This window comes from Calidithermus timidus DSM 17022 (assembly GCF_000373205.1).
Classification (GTDB): Bacteria; Deinococcota; Deinococci; order Deinococcales; family Thermaceae; genus Calidithermus; species Calidithermus timidus.
The window spans coordinates 196,821-211,701 of the sequence record NZ_KB890701.1; the positions used below are offsets into that span (position 1 = coordinate 196,821).

16 protein-coding genes are annotated in these 14,881 nt (G+C 65.6%); 8 read left to right on the forward strand and 8 right to left on the reverse strand.

Annotated features, from left to right (window positions below; translation table 11 throughout):
• Positions 1 to 103: 103 nt before the first annotated feature.
• Positions 104 to 757 carry a transaldolase family protein gene (locus tag B047_RS0115055; RefSeq protein ID WP_018467805.1) on the forward strand — a complete coding sequence of 218 codons (654 nt, stop codon included), beginning with the start codon at positions 104 to 106 and terminating at the stop codon, positions 755 to 757.
• Positions 754 to 1,674, forward strand: coding sequence for a carbohydrate kinase family protein (locus B047_RS0115060; RefSeq protein WP_018467806.1), 921 nt, complete (start codon positions 754 to 756; stop codon positions 1,672 to 1,674). The genes B047_RS0115055 and B047_RS0115060 overlap by 4 nt, the downstream gene beginning before the upstream one ends.
• Positions 1,675 to 1,689: 15 nt before the next feature.
• On the opposite strand, the gene B047_RS0115065 is transcribed toward B047_RS0115060, so the two are convergent.
• Positions 1,690 to 3,465 (reverse strand): ExeM/NucH family extracellular endonuclease, encoded by a 1,776-nt coding sequence (locus tag B047_RS0115065; RefSeq protein WP_018467807.1) that lies wholly within the window; start codon positions 3,463 to 3,465, stop codon positions 1,690 to 1,692.
• A 185-nt stretch (positions 3,466 to 3,650) separates the two neighbouring features.
• Here B047_RS0115065 and B047_RS16985 point away from each other — a divergent pair, with 185 nt between their 5' ends.
• Positions 3,651 to 4,934, forward strand: a complete 1,284-nt coding sequence (locus B047_RS16985; protein ID WP_018467808.1) for an SAM-dependent methyltransferase — start codon at positions 3,651 to 3,653, stop codon at positions 4,932 to 4,934.
• 35 nt (positions 4,935 to 4,969) lie between these two features.
• Here B047_RS16985 and B047_RS0115075 read toward each other — a convergent pair whose 3' ends face one another.
• Positions 4,970 to 6,139, reverse strand: coding sequence for a VanW family protein (locus B047_RS0115075; protein WP_052606171.1), 1,170 nt, complete (start codon positions 6,137 to 6,139; stop codon positions 4,970 to 4,972).
• 128 nt (positions 6,140 to 6,267) lie between these two features.
• Between B047_RS0115075 and B047_RS0115080 the strand changes: the two genes are divergently transcribed.
• Positions 6,268 to 6,963: an FAD-dependent oxidoreductase gene (locus tag B047_RS0115080; RefSeq protein ID WP_018467810.1), complete on the forward strand. Its 696-nt coding sequence runs from the start codon at positions 6,268 to 6,270 to the stop codon at positions 6,961 to 6,963.
• On the opposite strand, the gene B047_RS0115085 is transcribed toward B047_RS0115080, so the two are convergent.
• The 6 genes from B047_RS0115085 to B047_RS0115115 form a co-directional block, all read right to left on the reverse strand.
• Positions 6,916 to 7,899 (reverse strand): A/G-specific adenine glycosylase, encoded by a 984-nt coding sequence (locus B047_RS0115085; protein ID WP_018467811.1) that lies wholly within the window; start codon positions 7,897 to 7,899, stop codon positions 6,916 to 6,918. The genes B047_RS0115080 and B047_RS0115085 overlap by 48 nt on opposite strands.
• Positions 7,896 to 8,306 carry a CoA-binding protein gene (locus B047_RS0115090; protein WP_018467812.1) on the reverse strand — a complete coding sequence of 137 codons (411 nt, stop codon included), beginning with the start codon at positions 8,304 to 8,306 and terminating at the stop codon, positions 7,896 to 7,898. The genes B047_RS0115085 and B047_RS0115090 overlap by 4 nt, the downstream gene beginning before the upstream one ends.
• Entirely contained in the window at positions 8,303 to 8,869 is a 567-nt protein-coding gene (locus tag B047_RS0115095; protein WP_018467813.1) for an ankyrin repeat domain-containing protein, read from the reverse strand. Before B047_RS0115095 ends, B047_RS0115090 begins: the two co-directional genes overlap by 4 nt.
• A 311-nt stretch (positions 8,870 to 9,180) precedes the next feature.
• Entirely contained in the window at positions 9,181 to 10,023 is an 843-nt protein-coding gene (locus B047_RS0115105) for a metallophosphoesterase family protein (protein ID WP_018467815.1), read from the reverse strand.
• A gap of 5 nt (positions 10,024 to 10,028) precedes the next feature.
• Complete coding sequence (locus B047_RS0115110; protein WP_018467816.1) at positions 10,029 to 10,649, reverse strand: MBL fold metallo-hydrolase; 621 nt, start codon at positions 10,647 to 10,649, stop codon at positions 10,029 to 10,031.
• Between the two features lie 74 nt (positions 10,650 to 10,723).
• Complete coding sequence (locus B047_RS0115115; protein ID WP_026234953.1) at positions 10,724 to 10,963, reverse strand: FmdB family zinc ribbon protein; 240 nt, start codon at positions 10,961 to 10,963, stop codon at positions 10,724 to 10,726.
• A gap of 446 nt (positions 10,964 to 11,409) precedes the next feature.
• On the opposite strand from B047_RS0115115, the gene rpsL reads away from it, so the two are divergent.
• The 4 genes from rpsL to B047_RS16990 form a co-directional block, all read left to right on the forward strand.
• Positions 11,410 to 11,817 carry a 30S ribosomal protein S12 gene (gene rpsL, locus B047_RS0115120; protein WP_018467818.1) on the forward strand — a complete coding sequence of 136 codons (408 nt, stop codon included), beginning with the start codon at positions 11,410 to 11,412 and terminating at the stop codon, positions 11,815 to 11,817.
• A gap of 13 nt (positions 11,818 to 11,830) precedes the next feature.
• Complete coding sequence (gene rpsG, locus B047_RS0115125) at positions 11,831 to 12,301, forward strand: 30S ribosomal protein S7 (protein ID WP_018467819.1); 471 nt, start codon at positions 11,831 to 11,833, stop codon at positions 12,299 to 12,301.
• Positions 12,302 to 12,303: 2 nt separating this feature from the next.
• A complete protein-coding gene (gene fusA / locus B047_RS0115130; protein WP_018467820.1) occupies positions 12,304 to 14,397 on the forward strand; it encodes an elongation factor G in 2,094 nt (697 codons plus the stop codon).
• 68 nt (positions 14,398 to 14,465) lie between these two features.
• Positions 14,466 to 14,881: GTP-binding protein (locus tag B047_RS16990; RefSeq protein ID WP_018467166.1), on the forward strand; the 416-nt coding region annotated here is incomplete at its 3' end.

Sequence of the window (14,881 nt, forward strand, 5' to 3'; positions counted from 1 at the left end):
AACGCCAAGCGCCATACCCCAGCCCCCCTTGCTAAGGAGAGGCAAGGAAAGGCGTTCAGCGTCTTGCACAGCCAGGCGACTTGCCTCAAACTCTGCTGGAGGAATGCGACTCTACCTCGATACTGCCGACCGTCACCTGGCCGAGCCTTTGCTGCGCACGGGGTTGTTTTGGGGCGTCACCACCAACCCGTTGCTGCTGCAGGCCGTAGGGCTCAAGACTGCGCAGCTCCCCGAGCTCTACGCCTGGGCTACCGATCTGGGCGCTAAGGAGGTGTTCTTCCAGGGTTGGGGCCCTGACGCCGAGAGCCTGGTGGCACGGGGCCTCGAGCTGCGCTCGATTGGAGAGCGGGTGGTGGTCAAGCTGCCTGTTACCCAAGCGGGCTGCCAGGCGGCCAGTGAGTTGCTGCGGCAAGGTTGCGCGGTGTTGCTCACCGCCATCTACACCCCGGCTCAGGCCCTGCTGGGAGCTGCCGCGGGGGTTCAGTACATCGCCCCTTACCTGGGCCGCATCGCCGACGCCGGGCGCAACGCCAGGGCCGAGGTGGCGCTCATGCAGCGCTTGCTGAAGGAGCTGGGCAACCCCACCCAGATCCTCCTGGCCAGCCTGCGTCACCTCGACGATGTGGTGGCCATGAGCCAGGAGGGGGTGCGGGCTTTTACCCTCAACCCGGCAGTGGCACGACAGTTCTTCGAAGAGCCCCTCACCGAAGAGGCCGTGATCGCCTTCGAACAGGCCATGAAGGAGGTTGTAGCGTGATCATCACTTGCGGCGAAGCCCTCATCGACTTCACCTCCCTTCACCACGAAGGCCACACGGTCTACCGACCCCACCCAGGCGGCTCGCTGATGAACGTGGCCGTGGCCTCAGGGCGCCTGGGGGTGCCTACCGGCTTTTTGGGCAAGGTGTCACGGGACGTGTTTGGTCGCCTGTTGCGCCAGCATATGCACGAGAGCCAGGTCTCGCTGGAATATGTGGTCGAAGCCCGCGAACCCACCACCTTAGCCTTCGTGCACCTCGACGGCGGCGATCCCGAGTACTCCTTCTACGCCGGAGGCACCGCCGACCGCTCGCTGATGATCGAGGAACTTCCTGCCCTGCCCAAGGCAGCCGCGCTGCACTTTGGCTCGATCTCGCTGGTGCTCGAGCCCACCGCCAGCACGCTGGAATACCTCATGCAGCAGGAGTCGCGCCACCGCTTCCTCTCCCTCGACCCCAATGTGCGCCCTGGCCTCATCCCCGACCGCAGCGCCTACCTCGAGCGTCTGGAAGCTTGGCTGAGCCTGGTGGACCTGGTCAAGGTCAGCCAGGCCGACCTCGAGTGGCTCTACCCCGGCGAGTCGCCCAAAAGCATCGCCCAGGAGTGGCTGGGTCGGGGCCCGGCCCTGGTGCTGGTGACGCTGGGGGGTGCGGGTTCGCTGGCGTTGAGCGCGGGGGGAAGCGCCCTGGTTCCCGTGCCCAAGGTAAAAGTCGCCGACACCGTGGGCGCAGGCGACGCCTTCATGGGGGCTGCCCTGGCCTGGCTCCACAAGCAGGGGCGGCTAAGCCGCAGCGGGGTGGAGGGGCTGGGGGAGGGGGAATTGCAGCAATTGCTGGCCTTCGCCAACCAGGTCGCGGCCATCAACTGCACTCGAGCGGGGGCCGACCCGCCGTGGGCGCGAGAGGTAGGTTGGTAGGAGGGCATCGCCAGGCTAGGGCCTGCCAAGCCCAGAGGGTGCGGCGGGATCGGCGCTAAGGCTGAGCCCCAACAGCAGCGGGTCGTGGTCGGAGGAGCGGTAGGGGGTGGGGGCGTAGCGGTCGTCGGGCTTGAACTCCGTGTTGTAGTCGAAGGCGCGCGGCTCGTCGGCGTTGATGTGCCACTCGGTGAAGCCCGTCACCTGCGGGCTGAGCGAGGGGGTCACGAAGGCGTAGTCGAGGCTACCGCTCTCGCCGTTGAAGACGTAGCTGTAGCGCTCAGGGGCGCTTCTGCGTAGCCCCAGGTTCTCCAGGCCCGCACCGGTGAGCGTGCGGATGGGATCCTCGGCGGCGTAGGCGTTGAAATCACCCAGCAGGATTACGTCGGGGTCGGTGGTTTTGAGCTGCTCGAGGAAGCTCAGCAGCTTCTGGGCCTGCTGCACGCGCAGCGCATTCCAGCAACCCTGGCCGGCGTCGAGGTTCTCGCCCGTAGCCCCTTCGCAGCCCTTGGACTTGAAGTGGTTGACCACCACCGTGAAGCGCCCACCCGTGCCCAGGTCGCGGAAGGTCTGGGCGAGGGGGGGGCGGGAGTACACCGGGTCGCCATCCACCCGGAAGGCCCCCTCCGGTGCTACCCTGGCGGGTTTGTAGATCAGGGCTACCTTGATCTCGTCACTGCCGATGCTGCCACTGTGGATCGCGGCGTAGGTGCCGGCTCCCAGCGCTGCGTTGAGCGCGGCCACCAAGTCCGTGAGGGCGGTATCGCCGTTGTTCTGCACCTCGATGAGGCCCACCACGTCGGCGTTGAGCCCCGCGATGGCGGCGACTAACTTGGCCTTCTGGCGCTCGAGCTCGGCCTGGTTGCTGGCCCCGCGCGAGCCAAGGGTGGTGAAGTAGTTGAGCACGTTGAAGCTAGCCACCCGCAGCGAGCCCCCCACCGCCGAGGGTGAGGCCGGGCGGGGGTTGGTGTTCTCAAAGCTCACCGGCCCCACCGGCTGCACCCGATAGGCGCTGAAGCCGAAGGTGAGAATGCCCGTCAGGCCCCGCACGCTGTCGCCTACCCGGCGGGTGGCGTCGGTGCCGGGGCCTAGGTAGGGGATGGTGGCGGGATTCTGCACGGTGGAGGCGTCGTCGAGCAGGATGCGGCGGCGCGGGTTGAGTGCCGTGGACTCACCCAGGCCGTTGCCGTTGTTGGGGTGGTAGAGCCGTCCCCCGGCAGAAAGGGTGATCTCGCCAAAGCGGGCGAGGTTGAAGACCTCACTCACGCTGAGGGTCTGGGGGAAGGTCACCAGCATGCCCTCGTAGCGCTCGAGGTCACCCACCTCGCTCACCGGGAGGTCGATGGGGGTGGGCTCCACCAAGACCCCGCTCTCGCAGAGCGTCAGGCTGCTGAGGGCCTCGAGTTCGGTCAGGGTGCCGCTGCCGGAGGCAAACTCCCTGACGGTCCCCCTCAGCTGCACGTAGTCGCCCACCTTCACCGGAAAGGAGGTGTTGAACACGAATAGCCCGTCGGAAGTGGCTACGTCGCCGTCGCCCTGGAAGTCTTGGATGTAGAAGCCGCCGAGCTGGTTTGGGCCCTGGTAATCGCCCACCACCACGCCCTCGGTGGTCACGCTTTGGCCTGCGAGGGGGCTGGCCGGGCCGCTGCCCTGGATCTGGTAGGTGCGGACCACGCCGGCGCCTGCCGGACACTGCGGGGTCCGAGCCGTGAGCGGGCCCAGCGCGGGAGCCTGGACGCATAAGGCGGTAAAGACCAGCACTGCCGCCATCAGGTAGAAGCGGGTTGAACTCATCTGGATTCCTCCCAGCGTATCCACTCTATGCCCCTCTCCGTCATTTTTCTGTAAAGATTCTCTTTGCATCTCCGAAAAGCCGCAGCGAACCAGGGGAAACATCTCCTACTTCTCCAGAGTGCACGCCCATAGCCATTGAGTTCGTACCGGCGAGCCCCGTACCCTAAGGAAAAGGAGGCGGTGATATGCAGGCTGGCGAACTGCGGCACCTGCTCGAGCGCATCCTGCCCACCAGGCCCTTCGAGCTGCGCTTTTGGGACGGGTCGGTGCTACCGGCCACGGCGGAACCCAGAGCCACCGTGGTGCTGGGGCGGGGCCTGTTGGAGGGGCTGGCGCCGCCGCTGGACCTAGCGCTGGGCGAGGCTTTCGTGCGGGGGGACCTCGAGGTCGAGGGCGAATTGGAGGCGGTGCTGGAAGCGCTGGAGCACCTCGAATTGCCGGCCTCCCCGCTGGAGTGGGTGCGGGGGGTAGCCCTGAGGGCTTCGGGCATCCGGGCGCTCAGCGCCCACCTGCACGGGGCGGCCCATTCCCCTGCCCGTGACCGCCAGGCCGTAAAGCACCACTACGACCTCTCCAACGACTTCTACCGGCTATGGCTGGACCCGCGCATGGTCTACTCCTGTGCCTACTTCCCCCACGGCGACGAGGGCCTGGAGCAAGCCCAGGAGGCCAAGCTCGAGCTCATCTGCCGCAAGCTCAGGCTACGGCCCGGCGAGCGCCTGCTGGACATCGGCTGTGGCTGGGGTGGGCTGGTGATCTACGCGGCACAGCGCTTCGGGGTGGAGGCCCTGGGCATCACCCTCTCGAGCGCCCAGCTCGAGGAAGCCCGCGCACGGGTGCGCCGAAGCGGCCTCGAGGGAAGGGTACGAATCGAGGAGCTCGATTACCGCGAAGTGCATGGGCGCTTTGACAAGGTCGCCAGCGTTGGTATGGCCGAGCATGTGGGCCGGGCTAACCTTCCGCGCTACTTTCAGGCGGCCTTCGCCTGTTTAGAACCCGGCGGCCTCTTCCTGCACCACGCCATCGCCCAGGGCCCCGTGCGCTCTAAGCCGCCCACCTGGGCCGCCTCCGGGGAGTTTATGCGACGCTACATCTTCCCCGACGGCGAAATCCTGCCGCTGTGGGAGATGTTGCGCGAAGCCGAAGCCACGGGCTTCGAGGTGCGCGACATAGAGGATTTGCGCGAGCACTACACCCGCACCCTCGAGCTGTGGCGCCATGGTCTGGAGACCCGCTTCCCCGAGGCGATATCCCTGGTCGGGCCGGAGCGCGCCCGCCTCTACCGGCTCTACCTGGCGGCCTCGGCCCACCAGTTCGCCTTCGGCCACCTGGCCGTGCACCAGACCTTGCTGGCCAAGCCCAGCCCCCAGGGGCGCGTAAACCTCCCCTCGAGCCGGGCTGACCTCTACCGCGATGGGTCGGCGCTCGATGGTCGATGGCCAGGCCAGGGTACGCCGAAGGCCCTTTGAAGGCTACCCTATAGCCGTATGGGTCCTTAGTTGGGTTATGGGTTTCCGACAGGCTCTTGCGAACCCAAGGACTCTTGAGGCAGCGGCTCGGGCGTGAGGGGCGGGGTAGGGTCGGGGGCTGGGGGAGCTGGCTCGGTGGGGCCCACCAGGTAGACGGCAGCCCAGGGGCGGTACTTGCTGAACAGCGAGTCCCTGACGACCCGCCCGTCGTCGAATTGGATGGTGCGGTAGACCGTCACCTGGGCTCCGGGAGCCGCGAAGTCGATCTGCTTGCGCTGGCCATAGCGCAGCGAGGGATCGACGATGAAGCGGGTGGGTGGGGCCGGGATGACGTCGCGCACCACGGGAGCGCTCCAGGTGGTGCTGCGGTCCTTGGTGCCGAAGAAGCGGTAGGTGACGCGGTAGCCCCGAACCTGGGTCTGGATGAGGATGTGGCCGGGGGTGTCGTTCTTGAACTTGAGGTCTTGGGTAGGGGAGTACACCGCCGCGTCGAGCCCGGTGGGGCTGTAGTAGCCGACCTGGTAGCTGTGGGGGCGGCGCTCGAGGATGGGTAGCCCGGCGAAATAGGCCGCCCGGAACAGCGTGGTTGAGGTCTGGCACACCCCGCCGCCCACGCCGATTTCGGTCTTGTCGCCCACGATCACGTAGGCCTCACGGAAGCCCGTGCGGACCGAGATTTCCCCTATGGTCTGAAGAAAGGAGAAGGTGGTGTTCGGGGGTATCAGCACACCGTCGAGCTTGGCCGAAGCGTGGGCGATGTTGTAAATCCTCGCGGGGATCGAGCCGTAGAAGGTGGTGGTGGCCTCGGAGATCAGCTCCCGCACGCCCAGGGCATACCAGTAGTCCACGCTGCGGCTCGAGCGCTGATAGGCTACGGGCAGGCGAAACTCCTTCTTGCCCTCCTTGAGCGCCCTGAGGTAGGCGTTCTTGGCGTTCTGCGGCCCAAAGGCATAGCCGGGCCGCTCGATGGCCACCCAGCCCCGGTCCTTGGTGAAGACCCATTTGGCCGGAGTAGGGGGGCGGCCGAGCTTGCGGATCAGGGTTTCGATCTCGCCCACCCCGCCCACCTTGTAACGCTGCACGCCTGTGTAGGTCTTGAGCTGCCCCTGCTCAATGGTCCACTCCTGCGTCACCAATAGCGCATCCGGCCCGGCCAGGGCTACCGGGCTCAGAGAGAACAATGCACTAAGCAATGTCCATCGCATAACTTCAGTCTAGCCGTAGCAGGTGAGACGAAAGCCATGTAAATGACCAAAAAGTCGTGAAGGCCAAGGCATCTCGCGTCCTTGCGTCTTGCTTCTTAGCTATCGATCCCTTGTGTATCGTATTGCCCATGGATTATCAGGTACTCATCGTCGGAGGGGGTTTCTCCGGCTCGGAAGCTGCTTACGCCCTGGCTCGCCGGGGGGTGCGGGTGGGCCTGCTAACCCAGAGCCTGGACACGGTCTATCTGCCCTTCACCCCCCTCTCTGAACCCGGTCCTGCGGGAAGCCTCATGGCCGAGGTTGGGGCGGTGGGCATGAAGGGCTGGGAACTGCACGCAAAGGCCAAGTACCGCCTCGAGGCCCAGCCTCAGCTCCACCTCTTCCAATCCTCGGCCACCCGGCTCGTCCTCGAGGGTCGGCGGGTGGTGGGGGTGGAAACCTGGGAAGGTCCCAGGCGCACGGCCTCTCGAGTGGTGCTGGCACTGGGGAGTTTCCTCATGCCCCAACTCGCCATCGGCGAGGTGGTGGAGGAGGCCGGGAGACTCTCCGAAGCCGCCTACCCCGACCTCTACGAGAACCTGCTGACCCTGGGCTTTTCGTTCATCGATCAGCACGCCGAGGTCGCGGCCCAAGACGGAACGCCGGGCTACAGCGTGCGCTACAAGAGCTTTGCTCCTGCGGAGTGGGAAGTAGAAAGCTTCAGGCTAAGGCGGCTCGAGGGGCTCTACGGCCTGGGCCTGTGCGTGCTGGGGCAGGGCACCTACGCCCGCATGGCCTCAGAGGGCCTGCGCCTGGCGGAGAATTTTGCGGTCGAGCTGGGATAGGGGCTTGCCCCTAGGGTCTTGGGCCGGGCCCTCCCAGCGGCTTTTATAAACCTGCACCGTAAGCCTGCGGTGGGTAAAGGCGTGTTGCACCCTGCCCGCGTGCTCGGGGGTTGGGATGGCCGTGCCGTGCTCTGCCGCCAGGCGCCCCAGCAGGGGTTCTAGGGAGTGACCCTCGGCCATCGGCACCCCCCACAAGCCCCCCAGGCTTCGCCCCTGGCGGGGCTCGAGCAAGACCCCGTAGGGCCCCTGAAGCACCAGCGCCACCGCCTCCACCGCTTTCTGCGGGCGGGCTCTGGGCGCGGGGTAGCGCTCTGGGCTGGCCTGGCCCGCACACCACCGGGCCAAGGGACACGAGGTACAGGCGGGCTTTTGGGGCGTGCAGAGGGTGGCTCCCAGCTCCATCATGGCCTGGTTCCACTCGCCGGGGCTCTCCGTTGCCAGCAGCCCCTCGGCCTTGGCCTGAAGCTCCGTGGGGGTGGGGGTCTCCCAGGCCATCAGCCGGCTGATGACCCGGCGCACGTTGCCATCCACTGCCGCCACCGGCTCGCCGAAAGCGATCGAGGCCACGGCGGCGGCGGTGTAGGGGCCCAGGCCGGGCAGCTTACGCAGCCGGGCATAGTCGCTGGGTAAGAGGGGCTCGGGGGCTGTCCCCGCCGATATGACTTGAGCCAGTTTGTGCAAATTGCGGGCGCGGGCATAGTACCCGGCTCCCTGCCACACCCGCAGCACCTCCTCGAGCTCAGCTTTCCCCAATGAGCAAAGGTCGGGGAAACGCTCCAAGAAGCGATGGTAGTAGGGAATGGCCTGATCCACCCGGGTCTGCTGCAGCAGCACCTCGGACAGCAAGATCCGGTAGGGGTCGCGCTCCATGCGCCAGGGGAGGGCGCGGTGGTGGGTGCGGTACCACTCGAGCAGGCTGTGCTGTAAAGGGGTCAAATCGCCCCCTTTGAGCGCAAACTGCGGTGCATCACCATCAAGCAGCGGTCCTGTACCACCGCGATGCCGGCCTGCTCGAGTTGCTGGGCGAAGGCATCGTTGCGGATGCCCGACTGTAGCCAGACCAGCCCAGGCCGGAGCTTGAGGATGGCCTCGAGGTGCTCCATTAGGGCGCTGCTAGGGCGGAAGATATCGAGAATGTCCACCGGGACGCTGATCTCCTCGAGCCCTGCGACCACGCTTTCCCCAAATAGCTCCTGACCGGCGAAGTAGGGGTTGACCGGCAGGATGCGATAACCCACCCGGCGCAGGTACTCCGGTACAAAATAGGCGGCCCTGGCCGGGTCGGGATGGGCTCCCAGCACGGCGATGGTACGGGCCTGGCGCAGGTATTGTTCGAGGTTCATCGCCGGATGTGGCCTTCGAGCAGCGCCACCAGCTCTCCGTCGCCGCGCTCGAGGGCCAGGTCGTGCGCGGTCTTGCCCTGGAAATTCTTCCATCCCAGGTCGGGCCGGGCGAACTCCAGCAGCCAGCTTGCCAGTCGGTAGTGGCCGCGCTGCACGGCGTGGACTAGGGCCATGCTGCTGCCTTCGGTGGCCCCGGCTTCGAAGAGCAGCCGGACCAGCTCGACGCTGCCGCTGTGGGCAGCGTGGGGTAGCAGGGGGATGCGGTGGGCTCCGTGGCTGTGAGCCAGGCGGGGATTAGCCTTGAGCATCGCCCGCACCGTCTCGAGCCGGCCCAGCATGGCCGCGGTGCAGATGTCGAGGGGGGTGCCCTGCTCGAGCAGGTACTCGGCGATGGCCGCGTTGCCCACGTGAGCCGCGCCCTGTATGGCCGTCTCGGTGTCGTCAGGGCGCCAGGGGTGGGCCTGGTTGAGCAGCTCGGGGTGCTCGGCCAGCATCCGCCGAACCTTCTCCAGGTCGCTGTGCCCGGCGATCACGAACTCACGCACCAGCTCGGGGGTTAGCATGGCTCCACTTTACGCCTTCTGGGGTGCTCTTTCATTGTGCTTTGCGCGAATACCCTTCTCGTTCGCGAAGCCTCGCAGCGCGTCAGCACCAACCAGGAGGCTCCCAGCACTTGCAGGGCTGCGGAGGGCCCGCTGGGCAGTTTCAGGGAGGTGCCGTAGAGGCCCTGAGCGGCCAGGAGGTTGGCGATGACCACCCCCAGCGGTAAGAGGGCGTGCAAAATGGCCAATCCCGTCAGCCAGATCCCCCAGGCTACGAGGAGAATTGGAAAGGAAACCGTGCGGGGCAAGACCTGCCCAATCACGGCTCCAGCCTAGCAAAGGCTACCCCCGGCGGCGCGCTCGGGATTGGCCTTGCGGAAGGCTTCCCACGAAGCTTTGTCCAGTGGGCGCTTCTGGGCCTGGGCCCACAGCCAGAAAGGGACCAGCATCGAGCGGGCGTTCTGGGTTTCATAGTAGAAGATCTCGGCTGAAAGCCCACCTTCCTCGAGCATCCCCGAGTCCCGGAAGGCTTTGAGCGTGGCCCCCAGGTCGTACTCCACCTGGCGGAAGTGGGCCACGAGGGTCTCGTCGCCGACCTCGAGTACCAGGTACTGAGCGCGGACATCCCCGTTAAAGGGGGCTCCTACCGCGCCGGTGTTCCACACCATGACCCCGTTGTGCTGGCGCGCGTAGGGCCGGTGGGTGTGCGAGCCGACGAGGTAACGGGCGGGGTATGCGCCGATGATCTGCTCGAGCGCCGCCTCGCTCAGCCGTTCGTCGTAGCCTTCGCGGTAGTGGCGGGGCGAGCCGTGGGTGATCCTGAGGGCCAGCTCCTCCAGGTATACCTCGTGGGGAAGGGCGGCCAGCCAGTCGAGGTGGGACTTGTCCAGCCTTGCCGCCGACCAGCCCGTCGCCCTGAAGAAGGGGTCGTCGAAGAGCTCCCGGAGCGACTCGTGCTGAGAGCGCCACTTCACCACCAGGTCGTCGTGGTTGCCCAGGGTGAAGCGGTAGGGCATTTCCCACAGCCGCTCGAGGACCTCCCGGTTCTGCGGTCCCCGGTTGACGAGGTCGCCGTTGACCACCACGATGTCCGGCCTGACGTCCTCGAGGTCGGCTAGCACGGCCTCGAGCGCAGCCAGGTTGCCGTGGATGTCGGAGAATACGGCGATTCGCATGGGCTTCAGTCCTGCGCTTGCAGGTAGGGGTTGGAGCGGGCTTCGGTTTCCAGGGTGGTGCTGGGTCCGTGGCCGGGGAAGACCACGGTTTGCGGGGGCAGGCCCAACAGCCGCTTGAGTGAAGCGAAGAGGGCCTGGGGGTTGGCCAAGGGCAGGTCGTAGCGCCCGATGCCACCCCTGAACAGCACGTCGCCGCTGACCAACTTGCCGTCCGCGTAAAAGCCCACGTGGCCGGGGGCATGTCCGGGCAGGTGCAGCACCTTCAGGCCCAGGCCGAAGTTGAGCTGCTGGCCTTCCTCGAGCCACCCCGAGGGCTCGGGCGGTTGGGGCAGGTCTATCCCCCAGCGCAGCCCGCTCTCGCGGGTGCGCTGGTACAGGGGCAAGTCGGCAGGGTGCAGGTACACTGGCAACCCCAGGGCTTCGACCAGGGGGGCGACCGCTCCGACGTGGTCGAAATGGGCGTGGGTCAGCAGGATGGCTTCGGGCTTCAGCCCCACCCGCTCCACTTCGGCCAGGATGCGCCCGGCCTCATCGCCGGGATCGACGATCACTCCCCGCCCGCCCTCGCCTACGAGCAGGTAGGTGTTTTCCTGGAGTGGACCAACGCTTAGGCTATAGACCTCCATCGGCTATAGCCTAACGCAAAGCGAGAGGCCAGACGCTTTTCGCGTTTGGCCTTCGACCTTATGAACCGCAGGCCTCAGTCTGCCGCCTGGGAGCTGGATTCGGACTTGTTCTCGCTCTTGCCGGTGGTCGAAGACGGGCTCTTGCTGTCCTTGATGTACCAACCCGAGCCCTTGAAGATCACCGCCGGCGCACTGATGAGCCGCTTGAGGGGTTCACCCGTTTCGGGATGATGGGTGTAGGCGGCTTCGCTGAAGCGCTGCTCGAACTCGTAGCGGTTTCCGGTTTCCAGACCCTGATAGACGTACACGGGCATGGACATTCCCTCCATCGAGCATATTGACAGAAGGACACTCAAACTGTCAATCCGGGTTTGGACGGGGTGCTCCGCCTTGCTGAGGCCCTTGTGGGCAGCAAAGGGTGGGGTTTCTGGGGGCCAGCCACCCCGGCGCTTGGCGGGTGTTTTGGGCCGCAGGACTATGATTTCACCCTCTTGCATAAGTCATGAAAGCCCTGTATACTCACGAGGTTGCGTTGCCTCGAGACTAGCCCCTAGCCTCGAGGTCACATCGGTTGCGCCGGGCGGAAGCTTGGCCACAGCGATTCTTGAGAATCCAGGGGCGAAACCAGGGCTCAGCGGCTCTGAATCGCCTCTCGCCTGAGAACCCCGCACCGAGCGCAACCTGCGTCAAGACGCAGAAGCCCCAGCGCCAAGGTGCGGGGTTCAGCTTTGGGCCGCTTGCGGCCTGCACTTAGAAAGGAGTGGTTACACTGCCAACGATCAACCAACTGCTTCGCAAGGGCCGTGCTCCTGTGGTCAAGAAGAGCAAGGTGCCCGCTTTGAAGGGTAGCCCCTTCCGCCGCGGCGTCTGCACCGTGGTGCGCACCGTCACCCCCAAGAAGCCCAACTCGGCGCTGCGCAAGGTGGCCAAGGTGCGCCTGAGCAGCCTCTACGAGGTCACCGCCTACATCCCCGGTGAGGGTCACAACCTGCAGGAGCACAGCGTCGTGCTCATCCGTGGAGGCCGTGTGAAGGACCTGCCGGGCGTGCGCTATCACATCGTGCGCGGCACCTACGACACCCAAGGCGTCAAGGACCGTAAGAAGAGTCGCAGCAAGTACGGTGCCAAGAAACCCAAGGCGGATGCCAAGGGCGCTGCCAAGAAGTAAGGGGGAGTGAAGGATGTCCCGCAGAAGACAAGCTGAAGTACGGCGGCTCGAGCCCGACCTGGTTTATGGCGACGTGGTGGTCTCAGCCTTCATCAACCGCATCATGCGTGAAGGCAAGAAGAACCTGGCCGCCCGCATCTTCTACGATGCTTGCAAGATCATCCAGGAAAAGAGTGGCCAAGAGCCCCTCAAGGTCTTCCGCGCCGCCGTGGACAACGTGCGCCCTCGAGTCGAGGTGCGCAGCCGCCGCGTGGGTGGGGCCAACTACCAGGTTCCCGTAGAGGTTTCCCCGCGCCGCCAACAGACCCTGGCCCTGCGCTGGATCGCCGCCGCCGCCGAAGGCCGCAGTGAGCGCACCGCCGCCGCCCGCTTCGCGGCCGAGCTGCTGGAAGCGGCTGAGAACAAGGGCGGGGCCATCAAGAAGAAGGAAGACGTCGAGCGCATGGCCGAGGCCAACCGCGCTTACGCCCATTACCGGTGGTAACTATGTCCACTAAGGTTGAGAGCGCCCTCAAGCTAACCCGCAACATCGGGATCGCCGCGCACATCGACGCCGGCAAGACCACCACCACCGAGCGCATCCTCTACTACACCGGCCGTATCCACAAGATCGGCGAGGTACACGAGGGTGCGGCCACGATGGACTGGATGGAGCAGGAAAAGGAGCGCGGCATCACCATCACTGCCGCGGTCACCACTGCCAACTGGAAGCACCAGAAGACCGGTATCGAGCACCGCATCAACATCATCGACACCCCCGGCCACGTGGACTTCACCATCGAGGTTGAGCGCTCCATGCGCGTACTCGACGGGGCGGTGGCAGTCTTCGACGCCTCGCAGGGTGTGGAGCCTCAGTCCGAGACGGTGTGGCGCCAGGCCGATAAGTACGGCGTGCCGCGCATTGCCTTTGCCAACAAGATGGACAAGACCGGGGCCGACTTGTGGCTGGTGATTAACACCATGAAGGAGCGCCTGGGGGCTCGCCCGGTGGTGATGCAGCTTCCCATCGGGCGCGAGGACACCTTCAGCGGCATCATCGATGTGCTGCGCCAGAAGGCCTACACCTACGGCAACGACATCGGCACCGATATCCGCGAGATCGAGATCCCTGCCGAGTACGCCGAGCAGGCCAAGGAGTACTACGAGAAGCTCGTCGAGACCGCTGCCGACTTCGACGAGGGCGTGATGATGAAGTTCCTCGAGGGCGAGGCGGTGAGCGAGGCTGAGCTCATCGCTGCCATCCGCGCAGGCACCATCGCCCAGAAGATCTTCCCGGTCTTCCTCGGCTCCGCGCTCAAGAACAAGGGCGTGCAGCTCCTGTTGGACGCGGTGGTAGACTACCTCCCCTCGCCGCTGGACATCCCCCCCATCAAGGGCCGGAGCGAAAACGGGGAGGAGGTCGAGCGCCCCGCCGATCCCAACGGGCCGCTGGCGGCGCTGGCCTTCAAGATCATGGCCGATCCTTACGTAGGCCGCCTGACCTTCATCCGCGTCTATTCCGGCACGCTCAAGTCGGGCTCCTACGTGGTCAACACCACCAAAGGTCGCAAGGAGCGCGTGGCCCGCTTGCTGCAGATGCACGCCAACAACCGCCAGGAGGTCGAGGAGTTGCGGGCGGGCGAGCTGGGCGCGGTGGTGGGCCTGAAGGAGACCATCACCGGCGATAGCCTGGTGGGCGAGGGCGACGAGCCGGTGATTTTGGAGTCCATCGAGATCCCCGAGCCCGTGATCGACCTGGCCATCGAGCCCAAGACCAAGGCTGACCAGGACAAGCTGGCCGTGGCCCTCTCCCGCCTGAGCGAGGAGGACCCCACCTTCCGGGTCTCCACCGACCAGGAAACCGGCCAGACCATCATCTCCGGCATGGGCGAGCTGCACCTGGAGATCATCGTCGACCGCCTCAAGCGCGAGTTCAAGGTCGATGCCAACGTGGGCAAGCCCCAGGTGGCCTACCGCGAGACCATCACCCGCGCGGTGGACGTCGAGGGCAAGTTCGTACGCCAGTCGGGCGGTCGCGGCCAGTACGGCCACGTCAAGATCAAGGCCGAGCCGCTGGGCCGGGGCTCGGGTTTCGAGTTCATCAACGCCATCGTGGGCGGCGTGGTGCCCAAGGAGTACATCCCCGCCGTGCAGAAGGGCATCGAGGAGGCCATGCAGTCCGGTCCCCTCACCGGCTTCCCCATCGTCGACCTCAAGGTCACCCTCTACGACGGCTCTTACCACGAGGTTGACTCCAACGAAATGGCCTTCAAGATCGCAGGCTCCATGGCGATCAAGGAAGCCATCCAGCAGGGTAATCCGGTGGTGCTCGAGCCCATCATGCGCGTCGAAGTCACCACCCCCGAACAGTTCCTGGGCGACATCATCGGCGACCTCAATAGCCGCCGGGGACAGATCCAGGGCATGGACGACCGGGGCAACGCCCGTATCGTGCGGGCCCACGTGCCGCTGGCCGAGATGTTCGGCTACGCCAACGACATGCGCTCCATGACCCAGGGCCGGGCCTCGTTCGTGATGTTCTTCGATCACTACGCCGAAGTCCCCAAGAACATCCAGGAGAAGCTGGTAAAAGGGCAATAACAAGCGGGTGGGTGCTTCGCCCTGAGATCGGAGCGCCCACCTCTTCATCTTGAAGGAGAAGAATAACCATGGCGAAAGGTGTATTCGAGAGGACGAAACCGCACGTAAACGTGGGGACGATCGGGCACGTAGACCACGGGAAGACGACGCTGACGGCGGCGATCACGTTTGTAGCGGCGGCGGCGAACCCGAGCATCGAGGTGCAGGACTACGACCAGATCGACAAGGCGCCGGAGGAGAAGGCGCGTGGGATCACGATCAACACGGCGCACGTGGAGTACGAGACGGCCCAGCGGCACTACAGCCACGTNGANTGCCCGGGGCACGCGGACTACGTGAAGAACATGATCACGGGAGCGGCACAGATGGACGGGGCGATCTTGGTGGTGTCTGGGACCGATGGACCGATGCCGCAGACGCGCGAACACATCCTGCTGGCTCGGCAGGTAGGGGTGCCGTACATCGTGGTGTTTTTGAACAAAGT

What these genes read in the sequence shown, in the direction of transcription:
- B047_RS0115080 (WP_018467810.1), top strand. Translation starts at nt 6,268, where the DNA reads ATGGATTATCAGGTACTCATCGTCGGAGGGGGTTTCTCCGGCTCGGAA.
- B047_RS0115075 (WP_052606171.1), bottom strand. Translation starts at nt 6,139, where the DNA reads ATGCGATGGACATTGCTTAGTGCATTGTTCTCTCTGAGCCCGGTAGCC.
- B047_RS0115065 (WP_018467807.1), bottom strand. Translation starts at nt 3,465, where the DNA reads ATGAGTTCAACCCGCTTCTACCTGATGGCGGCAGTGCTGGTCTTTACC.
- rpsG (WP_018467819.1), top strand. Translation starts at nt 11,831, where the DNA reads ATGTCCCGCAGAAGACAAGCTGAAGTACGGCGGCTCGAGCCCGACCTG.
- B047_RS0115090 (WP_018467812.1), bottom strand. Translation starts at nt 8,306, where the DNA reads ATGAACCTCGAACAATACCTGCGCCAGGCCCGTACCATCGCCGTGCTG.
- B047_RS0115055 (WP_018467805.1), top strand. Translation starts at nt 104, where the DNA reads ATGCGACTCTACCTCGATACTGCCGACCGTCACCTGGCCGAGCCTTTG.
- B047_RS0115115 (WP_026234953.1), bottom strand. Translation starts at nt 10,963, where the DNA reads ATGCCCGTGTACGTCTATCAGGGTCTGGAAACCGGAAACCGCTACGAG.
- B047_RS16985 (WP_018467808.1), top strand. Translation starts at nt 3,651, where the DNA reads ATGCAGGCTGGCGAACTGCGGCACCTGCTCGAGCGCATCCTGCCCACC.
- B047_RS0115105 (WP_018467815.1), bottom strand. Translation starts at nt 10,023, where the DNA reads ATGCGAATCGCCGTATTCTCCGACATCCACGGCAACCTGGCTGCGCTC.
- B047_RS0115110 (WP_018467816.1), bottom strand. Translation starts at nt 10,649, where the DNA reads ATGGAGGTCTATAGCCTAAGCGTTGGTCCACTCCAGGAAAACACCTAC.
- B047_RS0115095 (WP_018467813.1), bottom strand. Translation starts at nt 8,869, where the DNA reads ATGCTAACCCCCGAGCTGGTGCGTGAGTTCGTGATCGCCGGGCACAGC.
- fusA (WP_018467820.1), top strand. Translation starts at nt 12,304, where the DNA reads ATGTCCACTAAGGTTGAGAGCGCCCTCAAGCTAACCCGCAACATCGGG.